Genomic DNA, 21,188 nt, shown 5'->3' with positions numbered 1-21,188 from the left:
ATCAGTTCTCCTTGCCATATAGCGGGGCTCGCAGGCTGGCACGCAAGCGCTCCCAGTCGAAGGCCGGGCCCGGGTCGGTCTTGCGCCCCGGGGCGATATCGCTATGGCCGCAGATCCGTTCGCCATCGAGCGCCGGCCAGGCCGCGCGCAGTTGCCGGGCCAGGCACTCCAGCGCCACATATTGGGCATCGCTGTAGGGCAGATCGTCGGTGCCCTCCAGCTCGATGCCGATGGAAAAATCGTTGCAACCCTCACGTTCGCCAAAGCGCGAGACCCCGGCATGCCAGGCACGGTCGAGACAGGAAACGAACTGGGTGACCCCGCCGTCGCGCTCGATCAGGAAGTGAGCCGACACGCGCAGGTCCTTGATGGTCTCGAAAAAGGGATGTTCGGCGGGGTCGAGGCGGTTCTGGAAGAAGGCCTGGACCTTGCCGGTAGAGAATTGCCCGGGTGGCAGGCTGATGTTGTGGATCACCAGCAGGGCGATGGCCTCGCCATCGGGGCGGGCATTGAAGTTGGGGGAAGGGCAATGGGTAACGCCAGCGAACCAGCCTGTAGTGCGATCCAGCTGCATAGAAAGTCCGTAAACACGAGGGCACCCGCGCAGTATGCCCCGAGCCGAGCCGCCCTGTATCGTTAAAAAGTGTGAGGCTTCACTGGCGCTCGCGCCGCAGTTGGCCGACCACCGACTCCAGGGCACGGTCGAACAGCAGGCTGGCGTCGAGCAGCCTTGCATCACCTCGCTGCAACGCCGCCGCCAGGCCCATCCCGGTCCATTCGCGAACCTTCATGCCGCTGCGATTGACGAACACATAGCGGTCGCTGTCATCGAACAGGCCGATCAACTTGCAGCGCAGGGTTTGCCCATCCTCCTGCAGCTCGATCCAGGCTCCGGGTTGCAAGGCACGAACCCGCAACAGCTGCGGATCGTCCGCAGCCAGCAGCGCCTGGCTATCGCAAGGCGCCACATGTTCCTGGTCCTGGAGGATGATTTCGTCGCGCACCAGTACCCGCTCGGTTCCCGCCTGCGCCTCGCCCTGGCGGCCCGAGGGATCGAACGCGCCGATATGCAGCAACTCCAGGGCAGCGAAGAATTCGCTGGTGGCAAACGGATCGAACACCACACCGCCCAGGCCATCGCGCAGCGCCTTGAGCAGGCCTGGTACACGCACCAGCAACTGTTGGCGATCTTCCGGCAGTTCCAGCGGCCCGACGCTCCATAGCAACTCGTCCATGGTCTGCAGCGCCTCGCGCCATGGCGACGAGTCTTCGCCATGCTTGAGCCAGGCCAGCAGCAACACCTGGCTCCAGGCTTCCTCCAGCATCCTTATCACGATGCGCGGCAGGTTCCTGCCCTGCAGCCGCCGGTTGAGCTCGTGCTGGACCCGCCCTCGACCTTGCTCGGTGCGGGCGCGCCCCTCTTCGGCATCGCGGGTACGTTGCTCCAGCAGTTCGGTACGGCGCCGCTCGTCGTTGATGAAGGCGAGGAAATCCTCGAGGAGCTCGGCGAAAATCGCCGGGTCGTCATCGAAGTCGTCGAGCAGCCGCTGCACCATCCGCTCCACGTGCTGGTAAAGACTGTCGCGCTGAGGGTCGCCACGCTTGTCCCAACCCATGGCGGCGGCGGCCACTTCATTGAGCAAGCGCCGCGCCGGGTGGGTGGCGCGGCTGAACAGGCGCTTGTCGAGCAAGGCCGCCTTGAGCATGGGGATCTGCAGGCGGCCGATCAGGATCCGCAAGGAGTGCGGCAGGTTGCGGTCGCGAAGAATGAAGTCGAAGAGCATGGCGATCAGGTTGATCACGTCCTCGTCGCCGGCGTCGAGACGGCGCCCTTGGCCGCTCTGCACGCTGAGCCGGGTCAAGAGTTGCTCCAGGTGATGGCGCAGGTCGAAGTCCTCATGCTCCAGTTCCGCCGGCACGTAGCGTTGCAGGTGGGTCAGCAGCCGCAGCAGGTCGCGGCTGCTGATCGGGCGCACCGGACCGCCTCCCAGGCGCGGGGCCAGACGTCCGCGCACCGGACGCAACAGTGGCTGCAGCGAGGAGAACAGCGCCTGGGTCGCGGCATCGGTTTGCTCAGCGTCCGGGCTGTCCGCCACTTCATTGGCCGGCGCCAGGGTTTCCACACGGGTACGGTCCTGGGCGCGGCGGCGTGGCGGCGCCTGCAGCTCGGGGAGAACGCCGCTGTCGGCCAGCGACTGGTTGGCCTCGTCATAGAGCTGGTCGGCTTCGCGCAGCACATAGCGCTCGAACAGCTTGAGCAGGACCAGCTTGACCTTGATGCCCACGCCAAGGCTGCGCCCGGCATGCAGGAAATACTCGCAGAGCAGGGTCGGGCCCAACGGATTACTGCGATCGTCGAGGGGTTGCTGCAGCAGGCTGTTGAGACGTCGGGTCAGTTGCCCGAGGGCAAGACCATCGCGATTCATCACCCGTGCGACCATGCCATCCACCGCCACGGCGCGTTCCAGTTCATCGCCGACAATCAGGCCGAGCGTACCAGGCAGCGCCGCTCGCGCCGACAGGGCGGCCAACGGGTCACCATGGCCGGCTTCCATGAACGCGGCATAGAAGCTGTCGAGAAAACCGCGCTCGATGCTCTTGCGCTTGTGCCGCAGGTCGCGCATGGCCTCGAACAGCAGGTTGCGCTCCTTGCTTGCGGTGGCCTTGTCGGCCATTTCGAAGAGCGTGTCGTCGGCATTGTCGAACAGCACTTGAAGGGACTGGCGCAACTGCAATGCCGCCCGGTCGCGAACATGCAGCAGGGCGACCGGCAGACGGGCGACAGGCGCGGGCACTGCCTGGCTGGCGAGGCTGCGAAAGGGCACAACCTTCCCGTCTTTGTGCATCCCGGTCTCCTTGTTGGGGGCTGTTTCGCGATCGTCAAAAGCATGACGTCAAATATAGGTCGCGCATTATCTTGAAATTAATTTCCGTTTGCCAGAGGGACAACGCGCGGAACTCCAGCCCCGGGTAGACCGTCGTGGCAGGAAAAACGCTCAACTTTCCCGACCAAAGGCAACTGCCGGACGCAATGCCCACCGGCTGCTGCGCGCACGCCCCGGCCTGCCCTATAATTCCGGCCACTTTGCTTGTGGAGCTCGTCATGCCGAACCTACGCCTCGCCGATCTGACCGCCGAAATCGAAGCCAACGTGCGCCGTGCGTTGCTCGAAGATGTCGGCAGCGGCGATATCACCGCGCAACTGATCCCTGCCGAACGCCTGGCCAAGGCCACCATCATTACCCGCGAGGACTGCGTGATCGCCGGTACGGCCTGGGTCGATGCGGTGTTCCGCCAGCTCGATCCGCGGGTGGCAGTGCATTGGCAGGTGCAGGACGGTCAGCGCGCGGTGGCCAACCAGGCGCTGTTCCACCTGGAAGGTCCGGCCCGCTCGCTGCTGACCGGCGAACGCAGCGCGCTGAATTTCCTGCAGATGCTGTCGGGTGTGGCCACCCATGCCCGGGCCCTGGCCGACAAGGTCGCCGATACCCGGGTACAACTGCTCGATACACGCAAGACCCTCCCCGGCCTGCGCCTGGCGCAGAAGTACGCGGTCACCTGCGGTGGTTGCCATAACCACCGCATCGGCCTGTTCGATGCCTTCCTGATCAAGGAAAACCACATCGCCGCCTGTGGCGGCATCGCCGAAGCCATCGGTGCCGCGCGGCGCATCGCCCCGGGCAAGCCAGTGGAAGTCGAGGTGGAAAGCCTGGACGAGCTGCAACAGGCCCTGAACGGCGGCGCCGACATCATCATGCTCGACGAACTGAGCCTGGATGAAATGCGCGAAGCGGTACGCATCACCGCCGGTCGCGCGAGGCTGGAGGCCAGCGGCGGGATCAACGACAGCACCCTGCGGGTGATTGCCGAGACCGGGGTGGACTACATCTCGATCGGCGCGATGACCAAGGATGTAAAGGCGGTGGACCTGTCGATGCGCCTGAGCCTCTGACACACTCCAGACCGCCACGCACCCCCTGTGGGAGCTGCGGTGTTCTTTGGATCAACGACTCAACGCCTCGAACCCCGCCCTGGTACACCAGGCGCCGGTCCTCCCACAGCTTCAGCGGCGGGCGCGATCCCTGTGGGAGCTGGCTTGCCAGCGATGAGGCCGGCCCGGGAAATGGTGTTGTCAGGTCGGGCCCTAATCGCTGGCAAGCCAGCTCCCACAGGGTTTTCCGTACGTCCGTTCCATGTCGCAATCGGAAAGCCCCAAGCCGCAACCGGGTCAATTTGCCCGCCTTGCCTCGCGGTAAGGTAGCTGCGCCGGACCGCTACCGGCTCATAACAATACGCGTAGAGGCACGCCCTTGAGCGTCGCTGCCTTGTCTCTGCCCCGATAATCCTCATCCAACAAGAGCAGAGTATGTCGAGCCCGAACGACTCCCACGGTGGACAACTGTCCGCCGGCTTCAAGCCCCGCCACGTCACCATGCTGTCCATCGCCGGGATCATCGGCGCCGGATTGTTCGTCGGCTCCGGCCATGCCATCGCCGCAGCCGGACCTGCAGTCATCCTCGCTTACCTGGCCGCCGGCACCCTGGTGGTGCTGGTCATGCGCATGCTCGGCGAAATGGCCGTGGCCAACCCGGACACCGGCTCGTTTTCCACCTATGCCGAGAAGGCCATCGGTGGCTGGGCCGGTTTCACCATCGGCTGGCTGTACTGGTGGTTCTGGGTGCTGGTGGTGCCCATCGAGGCGCTTGCCGCCGGTTACATCCTCAACCAGTGGTTTCCCGGTATCGATAGCTGGATCTACGCCCTGGCCTCGGTGCTGCTGTTGAGCATCACCAACCTGTTCGGCGTGGCCAAGTACGGCGAGTTCGAGTTCTGGTTCGCCCTGCTCAAGGTCACCGCGATCATCCTGTTCATCGGCTTCGGTGCTGCCGCGCTGACCGGCTGGGTGCCCAACCATGAAGGCGCCGGGCTGTTCAACGTGATGAAGGAGCACGGCGGTTTCGCCCCCAACGGCATGACCGCCGTGGTCGGCGCCTTCATTACCATCATGTTCAGCTTCATCGGCACCGAGTCGGTGACCATCGCAGCCGCCGAATCCGGCGAACCGTCGCGCAACATCGCCAAGGCCACGCGCTCGGTGATCTGGCGCATCGGCGTGTTCTACCTGCTGTCGATCATGGTGGTGATTTCCGTGGTGCCGTGGAGCGATCCGCAACTGGCGACAGTCGGCTCGTACCAGCGCGCCCTGGAACTGCTGGACGTGCCCTATGCCAAGCTGATCGTCGACCTGGTAGTGCTGGTGGCGGTGACCAGCTGCATGAACTCGTCGATCTACATCGCCTCGCGCATGCTCTACTCCCTGGCCCGCCGCAAGGACGCGCCGGCTGCGGCGGCGCGCACCTCGCGCAATGGCGTGCCACGCACGGCGGTACTGGTGACCGCGGCGGTGGGTGCCTTCATTGCCGCCCTCAACCACTTCGCCCCGGCCAGCCTGTTCGACTTCCTGCTCTCCAGTTCGGGGGCGATCGCCCTGCTGGTGTACCTGGCAATCGCCATTTCACAGTTGCGCATGCGCCGCCTGCACGGCGATGCGCTGGTCCTGAAGATGTGGCTGTTCCCCTGGCTGACCTACGGCGTGATCCTGTTCATTTCGGCAGCGCTGGCCGTACTGGTGGTGACGCCTGAACATCGTGCCGAAGCGACCAGTACCCTGATGCTGGCGATGGGTGTGTCGCTGGTGGGGATCATCGTCTGCCGCAAGCGTGGCAAGGAAACGGAGGCGGGACTGGAGCGGGTGTATTGACGGCACCCGGACATGAAAAAGCCGCGAAGGACCCTCAGGCCCTTCGCGGCTTTTTTGCGTCGATCAGAACGAAGCGTTCTGCAGACCGTCCAGGTAGCGCTCGACATCCAGCGCGGCCATGCAACCGGCACCGGCCGAGGTGATCGCCTGGCGGTACACGTGGTCGGCCACGTCGCCTGCTGCGAACACGCCTTCGATGTTGGTCGCGGTGGCGTTGCCTTCACGGCCGCCGGCAACCACCATGTAGCCGTCCTTCAGTTCGAGCTGGCCTTCGAACAGCGAGGTGTTCGGGGTATGGCCGATGGCGATGAACACACCGTCCACCTTGATCTCGTCGAAGCTGCCGTCGTTATTCTTCAGGCGCGCACCGGTGACGCCCATGTTGTCGCCCAGGACTTCGTCCAGGGTGGCATTGAGCTTGAGTTCGATCTTGCCTTCGGCAACCCGGGCATGCAGCTTGTCGATCAGGATCTTCTCGGCGCGGAAGGTTTCGCGACGGTGGATCAGGGTCACCTTGCTGGCGATGTTGGCCAGGTACAGCGCTTCTTCCACGGCAGTGTTGCCGCCACCGACCACGGCTACCGGCTTGTTGCGATAGAAGAAACCGTCGCAGGTTGCGCAGGCGGAAACGCCCTTGCCCATGAACGCCTCTTCCGATGGCAGGCCCAGGTAGCGGGCGCTGGCGCCGGTGGCGATGATCAGCGCGTCACAGGTGTAGGTACCGCTGTCGCCCTTGAGGGTGAACGGTTTTTGCTGCAGGGCTACTTCGTTGATGTGGTCGAAGACGATTTCGGTCTCGAACCGCTCGGCGTGTTCCTGCATGCGCTGCATCAGGGCCGGGCCGGTCAGGCCGTGGGGGTCGCCCGGCCAGTTGTCGACCTCGGTGGTGGTGGTCAGCTGGCCGCCAGCCTGCATGCCGGTGATCAGCAGCGGCTTGAGGTTGGCCCGCGCCGCGTAGACCGCAGCACTGTAGCCGGCAGGGCCGGAGCCCAGGATGATGACGCGGGAATGACGTACTTCGGACATGACACGCTCCTGTCGGGCCGGCGCTGAATGACTGCCAACCCCGAAGAATAAAAAAGAACCTGCCGAGCCTTGAAGACCTATCGCGACAGGTTCTGAAAACCGTTGCGGCGAAGGCCTTACAGGCTCTTGGCGTTTTCCGCCAGGTAATCGGCGACACCCTGGGCGTCAGCCTTCATGCCTTTCTGGCCAGGACGCCAGCCGGCGGGGCAGACTTCGCCATGTTGCTCGGTAAATTGCAAGGCTTCGACCAGACGGATCATTTCGTCCACTTCGCGACCCAGTGGCAGGTTGTTCACCACCTGGTGCTGCACCACGCCTTGCTGGTCGATCAGGAACGATGCACGCAGGGCCACGCCATCATCGTGCTCGACGCCGTAGGCGCGGGTGATCTCGTGCTTGACGTCGGCGACCATGGTGAACTCGACCGCACCGATGCCACCCTTCTCTACCGGCGTGCTGCGCCAGGCATGGTGGGTGAACTGCGAGTCGATGGACACGCCGACCACTTCAACGCCCAGCTCGCGGAAACGCGCCATGCGGTTGTTGTGGGCGATGATTTCCGAAGGGCAGACGAAGGTGAAGTCCAGCGGCCAGAAGAACAGCACGACGTATTTGCCGCGCAGGGACGAGAGCTTGAAGCTATCGACGATAGAACCGTCGCCCAGCACCGCTGCGGCGTCGAAATCAGGGGCTTGCTTGTTGACCAGAATGCTCATGGGAACTCCTTGAGAACCGTGGATTCGAAGGCGTTGAAAAAGAATGTGCGCACTGTAGCGAGGGCCCAGAGATTAAGGAAATATCCTTAAACAATCCACCTTATAGACTTGCTCTATACAGGCCCTCGGAGTGTGTCTCTTTAGCTATGACCTATCCTTCCGAGGAATTGTTACACCCGGTTTCCTGGCCATCGGTCAGCTTTCGTCAGGTGGCCAAACTCGGTAAGGTCGGCGCGTTTTCCTTCCCCGGAGCCCTTTATGCAAGCCCCCGTTCTGTCCGGCCCGCAATACCTGCGCGAGGGCCTGAAACTGGTCCTGAGTCCCGGCCTGCGTCTGTTCGTGCTGCTGCCGCTGGCAATCAACCTGCTGCTCTTCACTGGCCTTGTCTACCTGGCCGGGCATCAGTTCGCCCTATGGGTCGATGCGCTGATGCCTACCCTGCCCGACTGGCTGGGTTTCCTCACCTACATCCTCTGGCCACTGTTCGTGATACTGGTGGTGCTGATGGTGTTCTTCACCTTCACCCTGCTGGCGAACATCATCGCCGCACCGTTCAACGGCTTCCTCGCGGAAAAGGTCGAGGTAGTGGTACGCGGCAAGGATGACTTCCCGCCCTTCAGCTGGGGCGAGCTGGTGGCCATGGTGCCACGCACCTTCGGCCGCGAGATGCGCAAGCTCGGCTACTTCGTGCCGCGGGCCCTGGGCCTGTTCATCCTGTCGTTCATCCCGGTGGTGAACATCATCGCCGCGCCGCTGTGGCTGCTGTTCGGCATCTGGATGATGGCGATCCAATACATCGACTACCCGGCGGACAACAACAAGATGAGCTGGCAGGACATGCTCGCCTGGTTGCGCGTCAAGCGCTGGCAAAGCCTGAGCTTTGGCGGGATCACCTACCTGGCGCTGCTGGTGCCGTTCGTGAATATCCTGATGATGCCGGCGGCGGTGGCCGGTGCGACGCTGTTCTGGGTACGCGAGCGCGACCAGAATGCTGCCAGCGACCGAGGTACATCAATCCACAGCTAACCACACTCAGGTGCTTTGTCTGCCACCTCCTTCAGCAGCCGAAGCACCTATCCCATTTCCCCCCCTTTAGTGAACTGGCTCGCGCCCGCTGGCAAGCCAGCAAACAAAGCTGGCCAAATGCTAGCCACCTGAAAAATTAACGCTAATCTTCAGATATCCGTCGGCGAATCCGGCCGGTCACGGATGAAATCTTCGAAGCTCGCAATTCTTTGACAGGATGCGTGGAGGCTGGAATGGACTCATCCATATTATCCGTGGCGGGCGGAATTGCAGGGGTTGCCGGCCTGGCCATTGGCGCGCTCGTAATAATTTTTCGAGAAGTGATCAGAAAGAAGATTTTTCCAGGGCTCAACAGAGTTCAGGCTTACAAAATCATTCGTTTGATTATTTGCCTAACATTCTTGACATCAGTTTCGGGAATCGGTGCCTGGGTATATACCAAATCCCCCACGGATGACCCTCTCGTTCCATTTCCAACCGAAAACCCGCAAGTAGCCATAAGCAGCTACCTTGGATTTATAGACAGCGGTCGATACCAGGCAGCTTGGGACAGTCTTTCGGAAGAGGCCAAAAAACAACTCCGGTTTCCCATGTTTGAGAGCACTTATGAGGCAGAAAGGAGACCGTTAGGCCAGGTACTCACGAGGCGACCATCGGCCGTTGCGCCAACACGCCAATTGCCAAACAACTTAAAAGGCGCCTTCACGACTGTCACCTACAAAACAAGGTTCGAGAATAACCTTGATTTTTTAGAGTTCGTAACCACAACGGCAGAGCATGATCAATGGAAAGTTCTCTATCACAACATAGTTCCCTGCCCCCCTTTAATGTGTGCTCCCTAGAGAACAGTACGATGATCAAGCTCGCGATACTTGCCTTGGTAACGACCATCACTACATCCACAGCCATCGCAGTACCACAAGCAAGTCCCATGATCGGCGGAATCAACGTTTACTGCCAACTTCCAAATGGCATGACCGTCTATACGGATCTAGCCGTTATGAATGATGTGGCAAGAGCAGGAACCCAGCCGTATCCGATGCCACCAGGATTCATCCCCATGATTTATTTGAACCCTCAAGCGATGCCGCTGTTACCGCCACCTGTTCAATTGTTCATTTATGGCCACGAATGCATGCACCACCGATTGGGTCACACCTTGGGTAATATAAACCTGAGCATGGAAGTCGATGCAGATTGTACAGCGGTGCAATTACTGAAAAGCCAAGGGCTACTGGACGCGAATACCACTCAACTGGTCGCTTCGTTCTTTCAGAACAACCCGCCAATGCCTCCTTTCTATCCATCAGGTCCGGAACGAGCACAACGAATTTTAATGTGTTTCAACGAAGGCTGACTCGTTCTGGTCAATACCATCGCATGCAACTCGCGCAAAATCTTATTGTGAAGTTGAACCGAACAAAGCCGGCGCATCACGCGCCGGCCTTTCTCTTTAGGCGGTTACTTCAGCTGATTGGAGAACTGCCCCACCGCGTTCACCACCTTCCGCGCACCGTCCTGGATCTCGGTGATCACCGCCCCCGTCTGCCCCGCCAGTTCAAGGCCTTGCTCGGCCTGGCGTTTGCTGCTGTCGATGATGTCCACCGCGGCCTTGGCCAGTTCCTCGTTCTGCTGCACCACGCGAGCGATTTCCTCGGTGGCGGTGCTGGTGCGCGAGGCCAGTTGGCGGACTTCGTCGGCGACCACGGCGAAGCCCCGGCCCTGTTCGCCGGCACGGGCCGCTTCGATGGCAGCGTTGAGCGCCAGCAGGTTGGTCTGCCCGGCGATGTCGCTGATGGTCTTGATGATCGAGCCGATCACCTGGGACTGCTTGTCCAGTGCCTGGATGCCGTTGGCGGCATCCTGCATGCAGGTTTCCAGGCCACGCATGACATCCACCGTCTGGGTCACCACCTCGGTGGCCCGGCGCGCACTGGTGTCAGTGGCCAGGGAATTGGTGTAGGCGATATCGGCCGCCTGGGCGACGGCGTTTTCCTGATTCACCTGGTCGGTGATCACGGTGGCGAACTTGACGATTTTGTACAGCACGTCATGGGCATCGATGATCGGGTTGTACGAGGCTTCCAGCCACACGATCCGGCCGTGGGCGTCGATGCGCTTGAAGCGCTCGGCGACGAATTCGCCACGGCGCAGCTTGCCCCAGAACGCCTGGTACTCGGCGGAGTTGTACTCCTCCGGCTCGCAGAACATCCGGTGATGCTTGCCGCGCACCTGCTCCAGGCTGTAGCCCATGGTGCGCAGGAAGCGGTCGTTGGCCGTCAGCACTTCACCGTCGAGGTTGAACTCGATCACCGCGGTGGAACGCATCAGCGCCTTGATCAGGCTTTCGTGCTCTCGCGAGGTCTCGATGGTCCGGGTCAGGTCGCTGGAGTGCATGGTGAAGTACTGGATACGGCCGCTGCCGTCCTTCACCGGTTGCAGGATCGAGCGCAGCCAGGCCTCCTCGCCGTTGCCACGAAGCAGGCGAAATGCACCGTTGAGATGCTCGCCGCGGGTGATGGCCTGCTTCATGCGCTGGTAGAAATCCAGCGGCTTGACGTGCGCCGGAACGATATCCTCGATAGGCCGGCCGACCAGTTGCGAACTGCTCCAGCCCATTTCCTTTTCGAAGTTGATGTTCACCGACTCGATGCGCCCGCTCGGGTCCAGCTGCAGCACCAGCATTTCGCTGTCCAGACTGTCCTTGACCTGCTCCAGGCTCAGCAGTCTTTCGCGCAGTTCCTGGTTTTCTTTCTTCAGTTTGCTGTTGAACATCACCGCTCTCCTGGAGCGCTATCGTCATCGGGGGAATGCGTACTGCATCGGCTGGCGGGACGTCATTCTTGAGCAACAAAACGGGAATATTTCTTTGCCCGGAGCGCCAAGGATCGGGCGTCATGAAGTTGTCATGCGAACGTCACCCGCAAGCCATTTCAGCGCTGGAGACTGGACAGCATGACGACGCTCGCGCTGCACATCACCCTTATCAGCGAAACCTTCCCGCCGGAAATAAACGGCGTGGCCAACACCCTCGGCCGCCTTAGCGAAGGCCTGCGCCAGCGCGGCCACCGGGTGGAACTGGTGCGGCCGCGGCAAAGCGACGACCCGCCCGGGCAGGCCAACGCCGACCAACTGCTTTGCCGCGGCTGGCCGCTGCCGGGGTACCCGGGATTGCAGTGGGGCCAGGTGTCGATGCACAAGCTACTGCGGCGCTGGCGCAGGGACCGCCCCGACGTGCTCTACATCGCCACCGAAGGCCCGCTGGGCCTGAGTGCGCTGCGCGCCGCGCGGCGCCTGGGGATAACCGTGGTCAGTGGCTTCCATACGAACTTCCAGCAGTATTCCAGCCAGTACGGCCTGGGCCTGCTGGCACGGATGCTGACCCACTACCTGCGCTGGTTTCATCAGCGCACCCACAGCACCCTGGTGCCCAGCCCGAGCCAGCGCCTGGCCCTGGAAAGACGTGGCTTCGAGCGCCTGGCCCTGTTGTCCCGCGGAGTCGACAGTTGCCTGTTCAACCCGTCGCGACGCAATGCGGCGCTACGTGAGCGATGGGGGCTGGGCCACGACGATATCGCCCTGCTGCATGTCGGCAGGCTGGCGGCGGAAAAGAACCTGGGGATGCTGGGGCGTACCCTTCAGGAGTTGCAACGCAGGTACCCGAAACGCCGCATCCGCCTGGTGATCGTCGGCGACGGCCCGCAACGGGCCGCCCTGCAGGCACTACTGCCCGACGCCATTTTCTGCGGCCCGCAGCGCGGCGAACCCTTGGCCGAACACTATGCCTGCGGCGATATCTTCCTGTTCCCGAGCCTGACCGAGACCTTCGGCAATGTGGTACTGGAAGCCCTCGCCTCGGGGCTGGGCGTGGTTGCCTATGATGAAGCCGCAGCAGCCCAGCATATCCGCCACGGGCACAATGGCGCACTGGCGATGCCAGGCAATGCCGCCGCCTTTATCGATGCCGCCTGCTGGCTTCTGGAAGATGACGAGACCCTGCGCCGGGTTCGCCTGAATGCCCGCCAGCACGCCAGCCGCCAAGGCTGGCCGGCGATTGTCGAGCAGTTCGAGGCACTCCTGCGCAATGCCTGCGAGCCGGTACGAGGCAGGCCCGTCGCAATGAACGGGCCCGACCTGCTGGTCAAACCAGGCTCGTCAGCGCCTCGCGGCTGAACGGCAGGATCTCGCCTTCGCGGCCGTCCCGCACCTTGGCCGCCCATTGCGGATCGACCAGCAGCGCGCGCCCCACCGCGACCAGGTCGAACTCTTCGGCGTCGAGCCGTTGCAACAGGTTTTCCAGGCTGGCCGGTTGCGCCACCTTGTCGGTATCGACCATGAACTGCAGGAACTCGCCATCCAGGCCTACGCTACCGACGGTGATGGTCGGCTTGCCGGTGAGCTGGCGCGTCCAGCCCGCCAGGTTGAGCGGCGAACCTTCGAACTCCGGCTCCCAGAAGCGACGGGTAGAGCAGTGGAAGATATCCACGCCGGCCTCGGACAAAGGCTTGAGGAATTCGCCCAGGGCTTCGGGCGTGGTAACCAGGCGTGCGTTGTAGTCCTGCTGCTTCCATTGGGAGAAGCGGAAGATGATCGGGAAATCCGGACCTACCGCAGCACGCACCGCCTGGATCAATTCGATGGCGAACCGCGAACGCCCCGCGAGATCGCCGCCGTACTCATCGTCGCGACGGTTGCTGGCGTCCCAGAAGAACTGGTCGATCAGATAACCGTGGGCACCATGGATCTCCACGCCGTCCATGCCGATGGATCGAGCATCCCTGGCGGCCTGGGCGAAGGCGGCGATAACCCCCCGGATATCCTCGCGGGTCATGCCGTGGACAACCTCCTGTCCATCCTTGAGCTTCTCGCTCGGGCCGTAGCCCGGCACGCTGGCGTCCGGCTCGGTACCGAGGCGGCGGACCATGCCCACATGCCACAGTTGCGGCACGATGCGGCCACCCTCGGCATGGACGGCCTCGACCACCTTCTTCCAGCCGGCCAGGGCATCCTCACCGTAGAAGCGCGGTACGTTCGGGTAACCGTTGGCGGCCTTGTGGCCTACGGTGGTGCCCTCGGTGATGATCAGGCCGACACCGGCGGCAGCACGACGGCGGTAGTAGTCGACCACCTTGGCGTGGGGCACGCCGCCGGGGCAGAAGGTGCGGGTCATCGGCGCCATGACTACACGGGTCGGCAGCTCCAGGGCGCCCAGTTGGAAAGGCGTGAACAGTGCATTGGCGGACATGTGGCGCTCCTCGGGATGAAAGGCGCCTGAGCATAGGATGGGCAGGATGGGGGAACGAGTACTATTGATCTGGGTGATTTGAGAGCAAAGATTTTGTGGTTTCCTCATCGCTGGCAAGCCAGCTCCCACAGGGACTGCATGCACCGCACCTGTGGGAGCTGGCTTGCCAGCGATAAGGCCCTTGAGAACACCAGAGAAATTACGCCAACGCCTTCTCGATCGCCTGCACCACTGCCGGATCATCCGGCGCGGTCCGCGGCGAAAACCGGGCCAGCACCCGCCCGTCCTTGCCTACCAGGAATTTCTCGAAATTCCAGGTGATGTCGCCCGGAAACTCCGCGCCCTCGCCCGCCAGCAGGCGATACAGCGGATGCCGGTGCGCCCCGTTGACCTCAAGCTTGCCCCCGAGCGGGAAAGTCACCCCATAGTTGAGGCTGCAGAAGCTGGCGATCTCTTCCTCGCTGCCCGGTTCCTGGCCGGCGAACTGGTTGCACGGCAGGCCCAGTACGCTGAAGCCCTTGCCCTTGTACTGCTGATAGAGATTTTCCAGCGCCGCATACTGCGGCGTCAGGCCACATTTGGAGGCGACATTGACCACCAGCACTACCTGGCCCTTGAACGGTGCCAGCGACAGGTCCTGGCCGTTCAGCGCTTGCAGTTTCAGGTCGTGAAATGCACTCATGACGTACTCCCCTTCTACGACGGATCCCGGTCATCCCGGCGGTCGGCCACGATCGCGGGCCACTAAAAAGGCGCCTGGCCTGCCGCATGCGCCCTTGCGGACTGCACGACGGAAGGACAAGGCGCCTTCGCGACTCTCTGAGCTTAGCGCAGAAAATCAGTGGTGATGGCCACCTTCGCCATGGACGTGGCCATGGGCGATTTCTTCTTCGCTGGCGTCACGCACGTTGACCACCTTGACCTTGAAGTTCAGGCGCTGGCCGGCCAGCGGGTGGTTGCCGTCGACGGTGACGTCGTCGCCGTCCAGGTCGCGGATGGTGACGATCTGCATCTGGCCGTCCGGCGCCGAGGCGTGGAACTGCATGCCGACTTCCAGTTGGTCGACGCCTTCGAACATGCTGCGGTTCAGGGTGCTGACCAGCTCGGCCAGGTATTCGCCGTAGGCGTCTTCCGGCTCGATGGTGACGTTCAGCTCTTCGCCGGCGCCCTTGCCTTCCAGGGCCTTTTCCAGGCCCGGGATAATATTGGCGGCGCCGTGCAGGTATACCAGCGGCGCGCCGCCAGCGGAGCTGTCGATGACCTCACCGGCGTCGTTGGTCAGGGTATAGTCGATGGAGACAGCCTTGTTGGCGGCGATCAGCATGGGGCGAGACCTTTTGCATAAGAAGTGTGAGCGAGCAAGTGTAACCAACGCATCGTCCGAAAGCGAACGCAACCCGGACAGACGGGACCGCCATCCCGGGGCTTTTGCCACTGGCGGATGCACGGCAGGGCGGGTTAGCGATACCCTTGGCAATTGACGTTTTTTGCACTGGCTCATTCGAGAAGTTCGCATGCAAACCTTTTTCATCGCGCCGACCGACTTCGGCGTTGGCCTGACCTCCATCAGCCTGGGCCTGGTCCGCACCCTGGAGCGGGCCGGCCTGAAGGTCGGCTTCTTCAAGCCGATCGCCCAGCCGCACCCGGGCGACACCGGGCCGGAACGCTCCACCGAACTGGTTTCGCGGACCCACGGCCTGAAACCGCCCAAGCCCCTGAGCCTGGCCCATGTCGAGCGCATGCTCGGCGAAGGCCTGCTGGATGAACTGCTGGAAGAAATCATCACCCTGTACCAGCAGGCCTGCGTCGACAAGGACGTGCTGGTGGTCGAGGGCATGGTCCCGACCCGTCACGCCAGCTATGCCGCGCGGGTCAACCAGCACCTGGCCAAGAGCCTCGATGCCGAGGTGATCCTGGTTTCCGCGCCGGAAAACGACGTGCTTGCCGAACTCTCCGGTCGCGTCGAATTGCAGGCCCAGCTGTTCGGCGGCCCGCGCGACCCGAAAGTGCTCGGGGTGATTCTTAACAAGGTGCGCAGCGACGAGGACATGGTCGGGTTCGCCAGCCGCCTGCGCGAACATTCGCCCTTGCTGCGCAGCGGCGAATTCCGCCTGCTCGGCTGCATCCCGTTCCAGGCCGGGCTCAACGACCCGCGCACGCGGGATGTCGCCGACCTGCTCGGTGCCCAGGTGCTCAATGCCGGTGATTACGAAACCCGGCGCATGAACAAGATCATCCTGTGCGCCCGCACCGTGGCCAACACCGTGCCGCTGCTCAAGCCGGGCACGCTGGTGGTGACCCCGGGCGATCGCGACGACATCATCCTTGCCGTCAGCCTCGCCGCGATCAACGGCGTGCCCCTGGCCGGCCTGCTGCTGACCAGCGACAGCAAGCCCGATCCACGTATCCTCGAACTGTGCCAGGGCGCCCTGCTCGCCGGCCTGCCGATCCTCTCGGTGAGCACCGGGTCCTACGACACCGCCAACCAGCTCAACCAGCTGAACAAGGAAATCCCGGTGGATGACCGCGAGCGCGCGGAGATCATCACCGACTTCGTCGCCAGCCACCTCGATGCCGACTGGCTCAACCAGCGCTGCGGCACCCCGCGGGAAATGCGCCTGTCGCCGGCGGTGTTCCGCTATCGCCTGATCCAGCAGGCCCAGGCGGCGAACAAGCGCATCGTCCTGCCCGAGGGCGCCGAACCCATGACCGTGCAGGCCGCCGCCATCTGCCAGGCCAGGGGCATCGCCCGCTGCGTGCTGCTGGCCAGGCCGGACGACGTCCAGGCCGTCGCCCGGGCCCAGGGCATCAGCCTGCCGGAAGGCCTGGAGATCATCGACCCGGACCTGATCCGCGAGCGCTATGTCGAACCCATGGTCAGCCTGCGCAAGAGCAAGAGCCTGAACGCCCCGATGGCCGAGCAGCAACTGGAAGACCCGGTGGTGATCGGCACCATGATGCTGGCCCTGGACGAGGTCGATGGCCTGGTATCCGGCCTGGTGCACTCCACCGCCAACACCATCCGCCCGGCCCTGCAATTGATCAAGACCGCACCGGGTTGCAGCCTGGTGTCCTCGGTGTTCTTCATGCTCTTTCCCGAGCAGGTGCTGGTATACGGCGACTGCGTGATGAACCCGCACCCGAGTGCCGCCGAGCTGGCGGAAATCGCCCTGCAAAGCGCCGACTCCGCGCAAGCCTTCGGGATCAACCCACGGGTCGCGATGATCAGCTACTCCAGCGGCGAGTCTGCCAGCGGCGAAGAAGTGGAGAAGGTCCGCGAAGCCACCCTGCTCGCCCAGGAAACCCAGCGCGCCCTGCAGATCGACGGCCCGCTGCAGTACGACACCGCCGCCAACCTGGAAATCGCCCGGCAACTGGCCCCCAACAGCCCGGTAGCCGGGCGCGCCACGGTGTTCGTGTTCCCTGACCTGAACACCGGCAACACCACGCACAAGGCGGTACAGCGCAGCGCCGATTGCGTCAGCCTCGGGCCGATGCTGCAAGGCTTGCGCAAACCGGTGAACGACCTGCCGCGCGGGGCCCAGGTGGACGACATCGTCTACACCATCGCCCTGACCGCGATCCAGGCCAGCCGCGCGGCGGAATTCTGATCATGCCCGACATCCTGCGCGGCACGCTGGCCGCCTTGCTGCTGGGGCTCAACACCCTGGCCTGCTGCACACCGCTGTTCATCGTCAGCCTGGTCAAGCTGTGCCTGCCGTTCGCGGCGGCGCAGCGGGTTACGGACGAGCTGATGCGGCATATCCACGAAGCCTGGATCAGCAACAACAAGGGCTGGATGAAGCTGCTCGGGCGCACCCGCTGGCAGGTGCAAGGGCTGGACGGGCTCGACTACCAGCACAGCTACCTGGTGACCAGCAACCACCAGAGCTGGGTCGATATCCTGGTGCTGCAATACGTGCTGAACCGGCGCATTCGCCCGCTGAAGTTCTTCCTCAAGCAGGCATTGATCTGGGTGCCGGTGATCGGCCTGGCCTGGTGGGCACTGGGCTTCCCGTTCATGAAGCGCTACAGCAAGGCGTACCTGGACAAGCATCCGGAAAAGCGCGGCAAGGACCTGGAAACCACGCGCAAGACCTGCGCCAGATTCTGCGGCAAGCCGACTGCGATCTTCAACTTCGCCGAGGGTACGCGCTTCACCCAGGCCAAGCATGACCAGCAGCATTCACCCTTCCGCCATCTACTCAAGCCCAAGGCCGGAGGCATTGCCTTCGTGCTGGATGCGATGGGCGAGCAGTTGGAGTCGATCATCGATGTCACCATCCACTACCCCGACGGCGCGCCTGGCTTCTGGGACTTGCTGTGCGGACGGGTGCGGCGGATCGTCGTGCAGTTCGAGGAACTGGCGATTCCAGGGGAGTTTCTTGGCAAGAGCTATGACCAGGACGAGGACTACCGGGCGGCGTTTCAGCAGTGGATAAACCGGTTGTGGGAGAAGAAAGATCAGCGGTTGGAGCAGATGAATCGTTGAGATCTTGAAGGCACCATCGCTGGCAAGCCAGCTCCCACAGGACCGCGTGCACCGGTAACCCTGTGGGAGTCAGAGCCAGCCAAGGATTTGCTGATCACCTCAGACCCTGTGGGAGCTGGCTTGCCAGCGATGGGAACGTCAAAGATTACTGCTGATAGTTCTGCCCTGGAATCGGCTTCAGGTTCACCTCTACCCGGCGGTTCTGCGCCCGACCGTTGGCATCGGCATTGCTCGCGATCGGCTGGTCGGGGCCCATGCCACGCACGCTCACCCGCGACGGATCGACGCCCTGGGAAGTCAGGTAGGTACTGACGGCCTGCGCACGACGCTGCGACAGGTCCATGTTGTGCTGGCGGCTACCGGTGCTGTCGGTGAAGCCCACCACCTCGATGGTGTTCTGGTTGAACTGCTTGAACGAGTTCGCCAGGTTGTTCAGCGGCGAATAGAAGCTTGGCGCGATGTTCGCCGAGTCGGTGGCGAAGGTGATGTTGCCCGGCATGATCAGTTTGATCTGGTCGCCTTCACGCTGCACTTCCACACCGGTGTTGGCCATGCTCGCGCGCAGCTCGGCTTCCTGCTTGTCGGCGTAGTAGCCGTAGCCCGCAGCTGCGGCACCCACTGCCGCCGCGCCGATCAGCGCGCCCTTGCCACGGTTGTTGTGATCGATGGCGGCACCGGCGATGGCACCGGCCAGCGCACCCAGGCCGCCATACTTGGCAGTCTTGCTCATCCCTGAGGAGCCCTGCGCCTGGCCACCCTGGTTGTCATAGGGGTTCTGGCTGGCACAGCCAGTCATCAGGGCAGCGGCGGTAGCGACGATAATCAAACGGCGCATGGTGAACATGGACAAGCTCCTGCGAACAATTCGTATAGATGGCCAACTGACGTGAGTTCGCCACCAGCCTTGGAGTGCGGCGGCGAAGAAAAATTCCCTGCGCTCATGCCCGAACAAACGGATTTTCACGCATTTCCTCACCCAGACGGGTGTCGGGACCATGCCCGGCCACCACCGTCGCCTCTTCGTCGAGACGATACAGCCGCTGTTTGATAGAACGAACGATAGTTGCCTGATCGCCACCCCACAAATCGGTGCGGCCCACACCACGGCGGAACAGGGTATCGCCGGCGATCAGCAGCTTGGCGTCGGCGAACCAGAAGCTCATCGAACCCGGGGTGTGACCTGGCGTATGCAAGGCCACGCCGCAACCACAGGCCAGCTCCTCGTCATCCTCCAGCCAGCGGTCCGGCGACGGCACCGGCACGTATGGCACGCCGAACATGCGGCACTGCATTTCCAGGTTGTCCCAGAGGAACTGGTCGTCCTTATGCAGGTGCAGGGTGGCGCCGGTCTTTTCCTTCAACTGGCCGGAGGCCAGGAAATGATCGAGGTGGGCATGGGTATGGATGATGCTGACCACCTTCAAGCCATGGGCATCAAGCTTCTGCATGATCAGGTCGGGGTTGCCGCCCGGGTCTACGACTATGGCTTTCTTGGTGATCGGGTCGCCGATGATGGTGCAGTTGCACTGCAAAGGCCCAACAGGGAATGTTTCGCGTATTATCGCGTTCTTTGCGGCTTCCATAGGTATTCCTTTATGATATTTGGCACAATTTTGTCACACTGAGAATTCAAATGGCGACGATTCGGAAGCGCGGCCCATCACAGTGGCAGGTCCAGGTTCGACGCAAAGGATGGCCTCCTCAGGCACGGACATTCAACACCCAGGCAGAAGCCAAGACCTGGGCAACGATGATCGAGCGCGAGATGGATGCAGGCGTCTTCGTCAGCCGAAATGAGGCTGAGTCCACGTCATTCTCAAAGGCCTTAGAAACATATGCCAGAGAGGTGACTAGCAAAAAACGAAGCAGTGCTTCCGAGCTATCGCGCATCCAAGCCATGCAGCGCCACCCTCTCGCGCTTCGATCGCTCGCAAGCATTCGTGGTGCCGATTTGGCTAAGTACCGCGATGAACGGCTAGCCGAAGGTCTCGCTCCAGCTACGGTTCGCCGTGAGCTAGCACTTATCTCCCACGTCTTCACTATCGCCCGAAAAGAGTGGCGCATGGAGTCGCTGAGCAACCCCGTCGAACTGATCCGTCAACCAAGCGTTGATGACGCCCGAGACAGGCGAATCCTGAGCGCAGATGTATGGACACTTCAGAACGATGAACTGTTTTGCGAGCACCTAGACGAGCTGGAAATGATCTGCCGGCACTCACGCTCGGCAGAGCTTCCTCAGATCGTTCGATTCGCCGTTGAGACAGGCATGCGCCGCAGCGAGATCTCTGGCCTGCTTCGCGCCAATGTCGATTTGACAAAGCGGACCGCCCTCCTCCCGATGACGAAGAATGGATCATCACGTGGCGTCCCCCTTTCCACCCGGGCCGCCGGCATCGTTGAGAGCCAGCCAAAGCTAGATGATGGTCGGGTTTTCAGGAGCCAGCCTGACACCATCACAAAGGCTTTTCTGGACGCCATGAGTGATGCTCGCAAAGCTTATGCGGCAGGGCTTGAGCTGCACCTAGAATACGAAGGATTCGAGCCAGAAAAGGCCGCGGAGCAGATTGCCAAGGATCCCTTCCTAGTCGACCTGAGGTTCCACGACCTACGCCATGAGGCCACATCACGCCTGGCCGAGATTTTCCCACTGCATGAGCTGACCAAAATCACCGGCCACCAAGCTACTCGGATGCTCATGCGCTACTACCACCCACGCGCCGAAGACTTAGCGAAAAAATTGAATTGATGCTACCTAACCTTAAGGAACGAGATGATCAACGCTATAACAATTGAAAACTTTATGCGGATTGATAGCCCGCTCACCATTCCACTTGGCCCTGTCACATTGATGGTGGGCGGAAATGGCTCTGGAAAATCATCCGTTTTAAAAGCTGTGCATTGGTCAATTAGATGCGCAACACT

At 62.3% G+C, this 21,188-nt stretch carries 19 protein-coding genes and 1 pseudogene; 10 read left to right on the top strand and 10 right to left on the bottom strand.

Going from position 1 to position 21,188, the window contains the following annotated elements; translation table 11 throughout:
• Nucleotide 1: 1 nt before the first annotated feature.
• Nucleotides 2-574 (bottom strand): 1,6-anhydro-N-acetylmuramyl-L-alanine amidase AmpD, encoded by a 573-nt coding sequence (ampD, locus tag N7650_RS03570; RefSeq protein ID WP_279897141.1) that lies wholly within the window; start codon nucleotides 572-574, stop codon nucleotides 2-4.
• A 79-nt stretch (nucleotides 575-653) separates the two neighbouring features.
• Nucleotides 654-2,846 (bottom strand): DUF1631 domain-containing protein, encoded by a 2,193-nt coding sequence (locus N7650_RS03565; protein WP_279897140.1) that lies wholly within the window; start codon nucleotides 2,844-2,846, stop codon nucleotides 654-656.
• Between the two features lie 257 nt (nucleotides 2,847-3,103).
• Between N7650_RS03565 and nadC the strand changes: the two genes are divergently transcribed.
• A complete protein-coding gene (gene nadC, locus N7650_RS03560) occupies nucleotides 3,104-3,952 on the top strand; it encodes a carboxylating nicotinate-nucleotide diphosphorylase (RefSeq protein WP_009404447.1) in 849 nt (282 codons plus the stop codon).
• Nucleotides 3,953-4,366: 414 nt separating this feature from the next.
• Complete coding sequence (locus tag N7650_RS03555; protein WP_009405810.1) at nucleotides 4,367-5,761, top strand: amino acid permease; 1,395 nt, start codon at nucleotides 4,367-4,369, stop codon at nucleotides 5,759-5,761.
• 63 nt (nucleotides 5,762-5,824) lie between these two features.
• Here the strand turns inward: N7650_RS03555 and trxB are convergent, their stop codons facing one another.
• The gene (trxB, locus tag N7650_RS03550) at nucleotides 5,825-6,787 is read right to left on the bottom strand and encodes a thioredoxin-disulfide reductase (RefSeq protein WP_009405812.1); all 963 of its coding nucleotides are present in this window, start codon (nucleotides 6,785-6,787) and stop codon (nucleotides 5,825-5,827) included.
• A 116-nt stretch (nucleotides 6,788-6,903) separates the two neighbouring features.
• Nucleotides 6,904-7,503: a peroxiredoxin gene (locus N7650_RS03545; RefSeq protein WP_009405814.1), complete on the bottom strand. Its 600-nt coding sequence runs from the start codon at nucleotides 7,501-7,503 to the stop codon at nucleotides 6,904-6,906.
• Nucleotides 7,504-7,761: 258 nt separating this feature from the next.
• Here N7650_RS03545 and cysZ point away from each other — a divergent pair, with 258 nt between their 5' ends.
• The 3 genes from cysZ to N7650_RS03530 all read left to right on the top strand — a co-directional run bounded on the left by cysZ (nucleotide 7,762) and on the right by N7650_RS03530 (nucleotide 9,886).
• Nucleotides 7,762-8,529 carry a sulfate transporter CysZ gene (gene cysZ, locus N7650_RS03540; protein WP_279897139.1) on the top strand — a complete coding sequence of 256 codons (768 nt, stop codon included), beginning with the start codon at nucleotides 7,762-7,764 and terminating at the stop codon, nucleotides 8,527-8,529.
• A 233-nt stretch (nucleotides 8,530-8,762) separates the two neighbouring features.
• The gene (locus tag N7650_RS03535) at nucleotides 8,763-9,371 is read left to right on the top strand and encodes a DUF4019 domain-containing protein (protein ID WP_279897138.1); all 609 of its coding nucleotides are present in this window, start codon (nucleotides 8,763-8,765) and stop codon (nucleotides 9,369-9,371) included.
• A gap of 11 nt (nucleotides 9,372-9,382) precedes the next feature.
• Nucleotides 9,383-9,886, top strand: a complete 504-nt coding sequence (locus tag N7650_RS03530; protein ID WP_158487741.1) for a hypothetical protein — start codon at nucleotides 9,383-9,385, stop codon at nucleotides 9,884-9,886.
• Nucleotides 9,887-9,990: 104 nt separating this feature from the next.
• On the opposite strand, the gene N7650_RS03525 is transcribed toward N7650_RS03530, so the two are convergent.
• Nucleotides 9,991-11,304: a PAS domain-containing methyl-accepting chemotaxis protein gene (locus N7650_RS03525; RefSeq protein ID WP_279897137.1), complete on the bottom strand. Its 1,314-nt coding sequence runs from the start codon at nucleotides 11,302-11,304 to the stop codon at nucleotides 9,991-9,993.
• A gap of 180 nt (nucleotides 11,305-11,484) precedes the next feature.
• Here N7650_RS03525 and N7650_RS03520 point away from each other — a divergent pair, with 180 nt between their 5' ends.
• Nucleotides 11,485-12,702, top strand: a complete 1,218-nt coding sequence (locus N7650_RS03520) for a glycosyltransferase family 1 protein (RefSeq protein WP_279897136.1) — start codon at nucleotides 11,485-11,487, stop codon at nucleotides 12,700-12,702.
• Here the strand turns inward: N7650_RS03520 and N7650_RS03515 are convergent.
• From N7650_RS03515 to N7650_RS03505, 3 genes are all read right to left on the bottom strand, one after another.
• Nucleotides 12,671-13,774: an NADH:flavin oxidoreductase gene (locus N7650_RS03515; RefSeq protein ID WP_279897135.1), complete on the bottom strand. Its 1,104-nt coding sequence runs from the start codon at nucleotides 13,772-13,774 to the stop codon at nucleotides 12,671-12,673. The genes N7650_RS03520 and N7650_RS03515 overlap by 32 nt on opposite strands.
• A 199-nt stretch (nucleotides 13,775-13,973) precedes the next feature.
• Entirely contained in the window at nucleotides 13,974-14,456 is a 483-nt protein-coding gene (locus N7650_RS03510) for a glutathione peroxidase (protein ID WP_009405825.1), read from the bottom strand.
• Nucleotides 14,457-14,612: 156 nt separating this feature from the next.
• Nucleotides 14,613-15,098, bottom strand: a complete 486-nt coding sequence (locus N7650_RS03505) for a peptidylprolyl isomerase (protein WP_009405827.1) — start codon at nucleotides 15,096-15,098, stop codon at nucleotides 14,613-14,615.
• Here N7650_RS03505 and N7650_RS03500 point away from each other — a divergent pair.
• The 3 genes and pseudogenes from N7650_RS03500 to N7650_RS03490 all read left to right on the top strand — a co-directional run.
• Nucleotides 15,067-15,186, top strand: a pseudogene (locus tag N7650_RS03500) (DUF3565 domain-containing protein); the annotation flags it as partial. The gene N7650_RS03505 and the pseudogene N7650_RS03500 sit on opposite strands and share 32 nt — an antisense overlap.
• A 102-nt stretch (nucleotides 15,187-15,288) precedes the next feature.
• Complete coding sequence (gene pta, locus N7650_RS03495; RefSeq protein ID WP_009405829.1) at nucleotides 15,289-17,385, top strand: phosphate acetyltransferase; 2,097 nt, start codon at nucleotides 15,289-15,291, stop codon at nucleotides 17,383-17,385.
• Nucleotides 17,386-17,387: 2 nt separating this feature from the next.
• The gene (locus tag N7650_RS03490) at nucleotides 17,388-18,266 is read left to right on the top strand and encodes an acyltransferase (RefSeq protein WP_279897134.1); all 879 of its coding nucleotides are present in this window, start codon (nucleotides 17,388-17,390) and stop codon (nucleotides 18,264-18,266) included.
• A gap of 145 nt (nucleotides 18,267-18,411) precedes the next feature.
• Here the strand turns inward: N7650_RS03490 and N7650_RS03485 are convergent, their stop codons facing one another.
• Entirely contained in the window at nucleotides 18,412-19,110 is a 699-nt protein-coding gene (locus N7650_RS03485; protein WP_009405833.1) for an OmpA family protein, read from the bottom strand.
• A gap of 94 nt (nucleotides 19,111-19,204) precedes the next feature.
• The gene (locus N7650_RS03480; protein ID WP_279897133.1) at nucleotides 19,205-19,849 is read right to left on the bottom strand and encodes an MBL fold metallo-hydrolase; all 645 of its coding nucleotides are present in this window, start codon (nucleotides 19,847-19,849) and stop codon (nucleotides 19,205-19,207) included.
• Between the two features lie 167 nt (nucleotides 19,850-20,016).
• Here N7650_RS03480 and N7650_RS03475 point away from each other — a divergent pair, with 167 nt between their 5' ends.
• Nucleotides 20,017-21,012, top strand: a complete 996-nt coding sequence (locus N7650_RS03475; RefSeq protein WP_279897132.1) for a site-specific integrase — start codon at nucleotides 20,017-20,019, stop codon at nucleotides 21,010-21,012.
• Nucleotides 21,013-21,188: the final 176 nt, after the last annotated feature.

Source organism: Pseudomonas sp. GD04058, assembly GCF_029836855.1.
Classification (GTDB): Bacteria; Pseudomonadota; Gammaproteobacteria; order Pseudomonadales; family Pseudomonadaceae; genus Aquipseudomonas; species Aquipseudomonas bharatica.
This window is presented reverse-complemented; position numbering and strand designations above follow the sequence as displayed.

Coding starts and splice junctions, on each gene's coding strand:
- ampD (WP_279897141.1), bottom strand. CDS start 574: ATGCAGCTGGATCGCACTACAGGCTGGTTCGCTGGCGTTACCCATTGC.
- N7650_RS03565 (WP_279897140.1), bottom strand. CDS start 2,846: ATGCACAAAGACGGGAAGGTTGTGCCCTTTCGCAGCCTCGCCAGCCAG.
- nadC (WP_009404447.1), top strand. CDS start 3,104: ATGCCGAACCTACGCCTCGCCGATCTGACCGCCGAAATCGAAGCCAAC.
- N7650_RS03555 (WP_009405810.1), top strand. CDS start 4,367: ATGTCGAGCCCGAACGACTCCCACGGTGGACAACTGTCCGCCGGCTTC.
- trxB (WP_009405812.1), bottom strand. CDS start 6,787: ATGTCCGAAGTACGTCATTCCCGCGTCATCATCCTGGGCTCCGGCCCT.
- N7650_RS03545 (WP_009405814.1), bottom strand. CDS start 7,503: ATGAGCATTCTGGTCAACAAGCAAGCCCCTGATTTCGACGCCGCAGCG.
- cysZ (WP_279897139.1), top strand. CDS start 7,762: ATGCAAGCCCCCGTTCTGTCCGGCCCGCAATACCTGCGCGAGGGCCTG.
- N7650_RS03535 (WP_279897138.1), top strand. CDS start 8,763: ATGGACTCATCCATATTATCCGTGGCGGGCGGAATTGCAGGGGTTGCC.
- N7650_RS03530 (WP_158487741.1), top strand. CDS start 9,383: ATGATCAAGCTCGCGATACTTGCCTTGGTAACGACCATCACTACATCC.
- N7650_RS03525 (WP_279897137.1), bottom strand. CDS start 11,304: ATGTTCAACAGCAAACTGAAGAAAGAAAACCAGGAACTGCGCGAAAGA.
- N7650_RS03520 (WP_279897136.1), top strand. CDS start 11,485: ATGACGACGCTCGCGCTGCACATCACCCTTATCAGCGAAACCTTCCCG.
- N7650_RS03515 (WP_279897135.1), bottom strand. CDS start 13,774: ATGTCCGCCAATGCACTGTTCACGCCTTTCCAACTGGGCGCCCTGGAG.
- N7650_RS03510 (WP_009405825.1), bottom strand. CDS start 14,456: ATGAGTGCATTTCACGACCTGAAACTGCAAGCGCTGAACGGCCAGGAC.
- N7650_RS03505 (WP_009405827.1), bottom strand. CDS start 15,098: ATGCTGATCGCCGCCAACAAGGCTGTCTCCATCGACTATACCCTGACC.
- pta (WP_009405829.1), top strand. CDS start 15,289: ATGCAAACCTTTTTCATCGCGCCGACCGACTTCGGCGTTGGCCTGACC.
- N7650_RS03490 (WP_279897134.1), top strand. CDS start 17,388: ATGCCCGACATCCTGCGCGGCACGCTGGCCGCCTTGCTGCTGGGGCTC.
- N7650_RS03485 (WP_009405833.1), bottom strand. CDS start 19,110: ATGTTCACCATGCGCCGTTTGATTATCGTCGCTACCGCCGCTGCCCTG.
- N7650_RS03480 (WP_279897133.1), bottom strand. CDS start 19,849: ATGGAAGCCGCAAAGAACGCGATAATACGCGAAACATTCCCTGTTGGG.
- N7650_RS03475 (WP_279897132.1), top strand. CDS start 20,017: ATGATCGAGCGCGAGATGGATGCAGGCGTCTTCGTCAGCCGAAATGAG.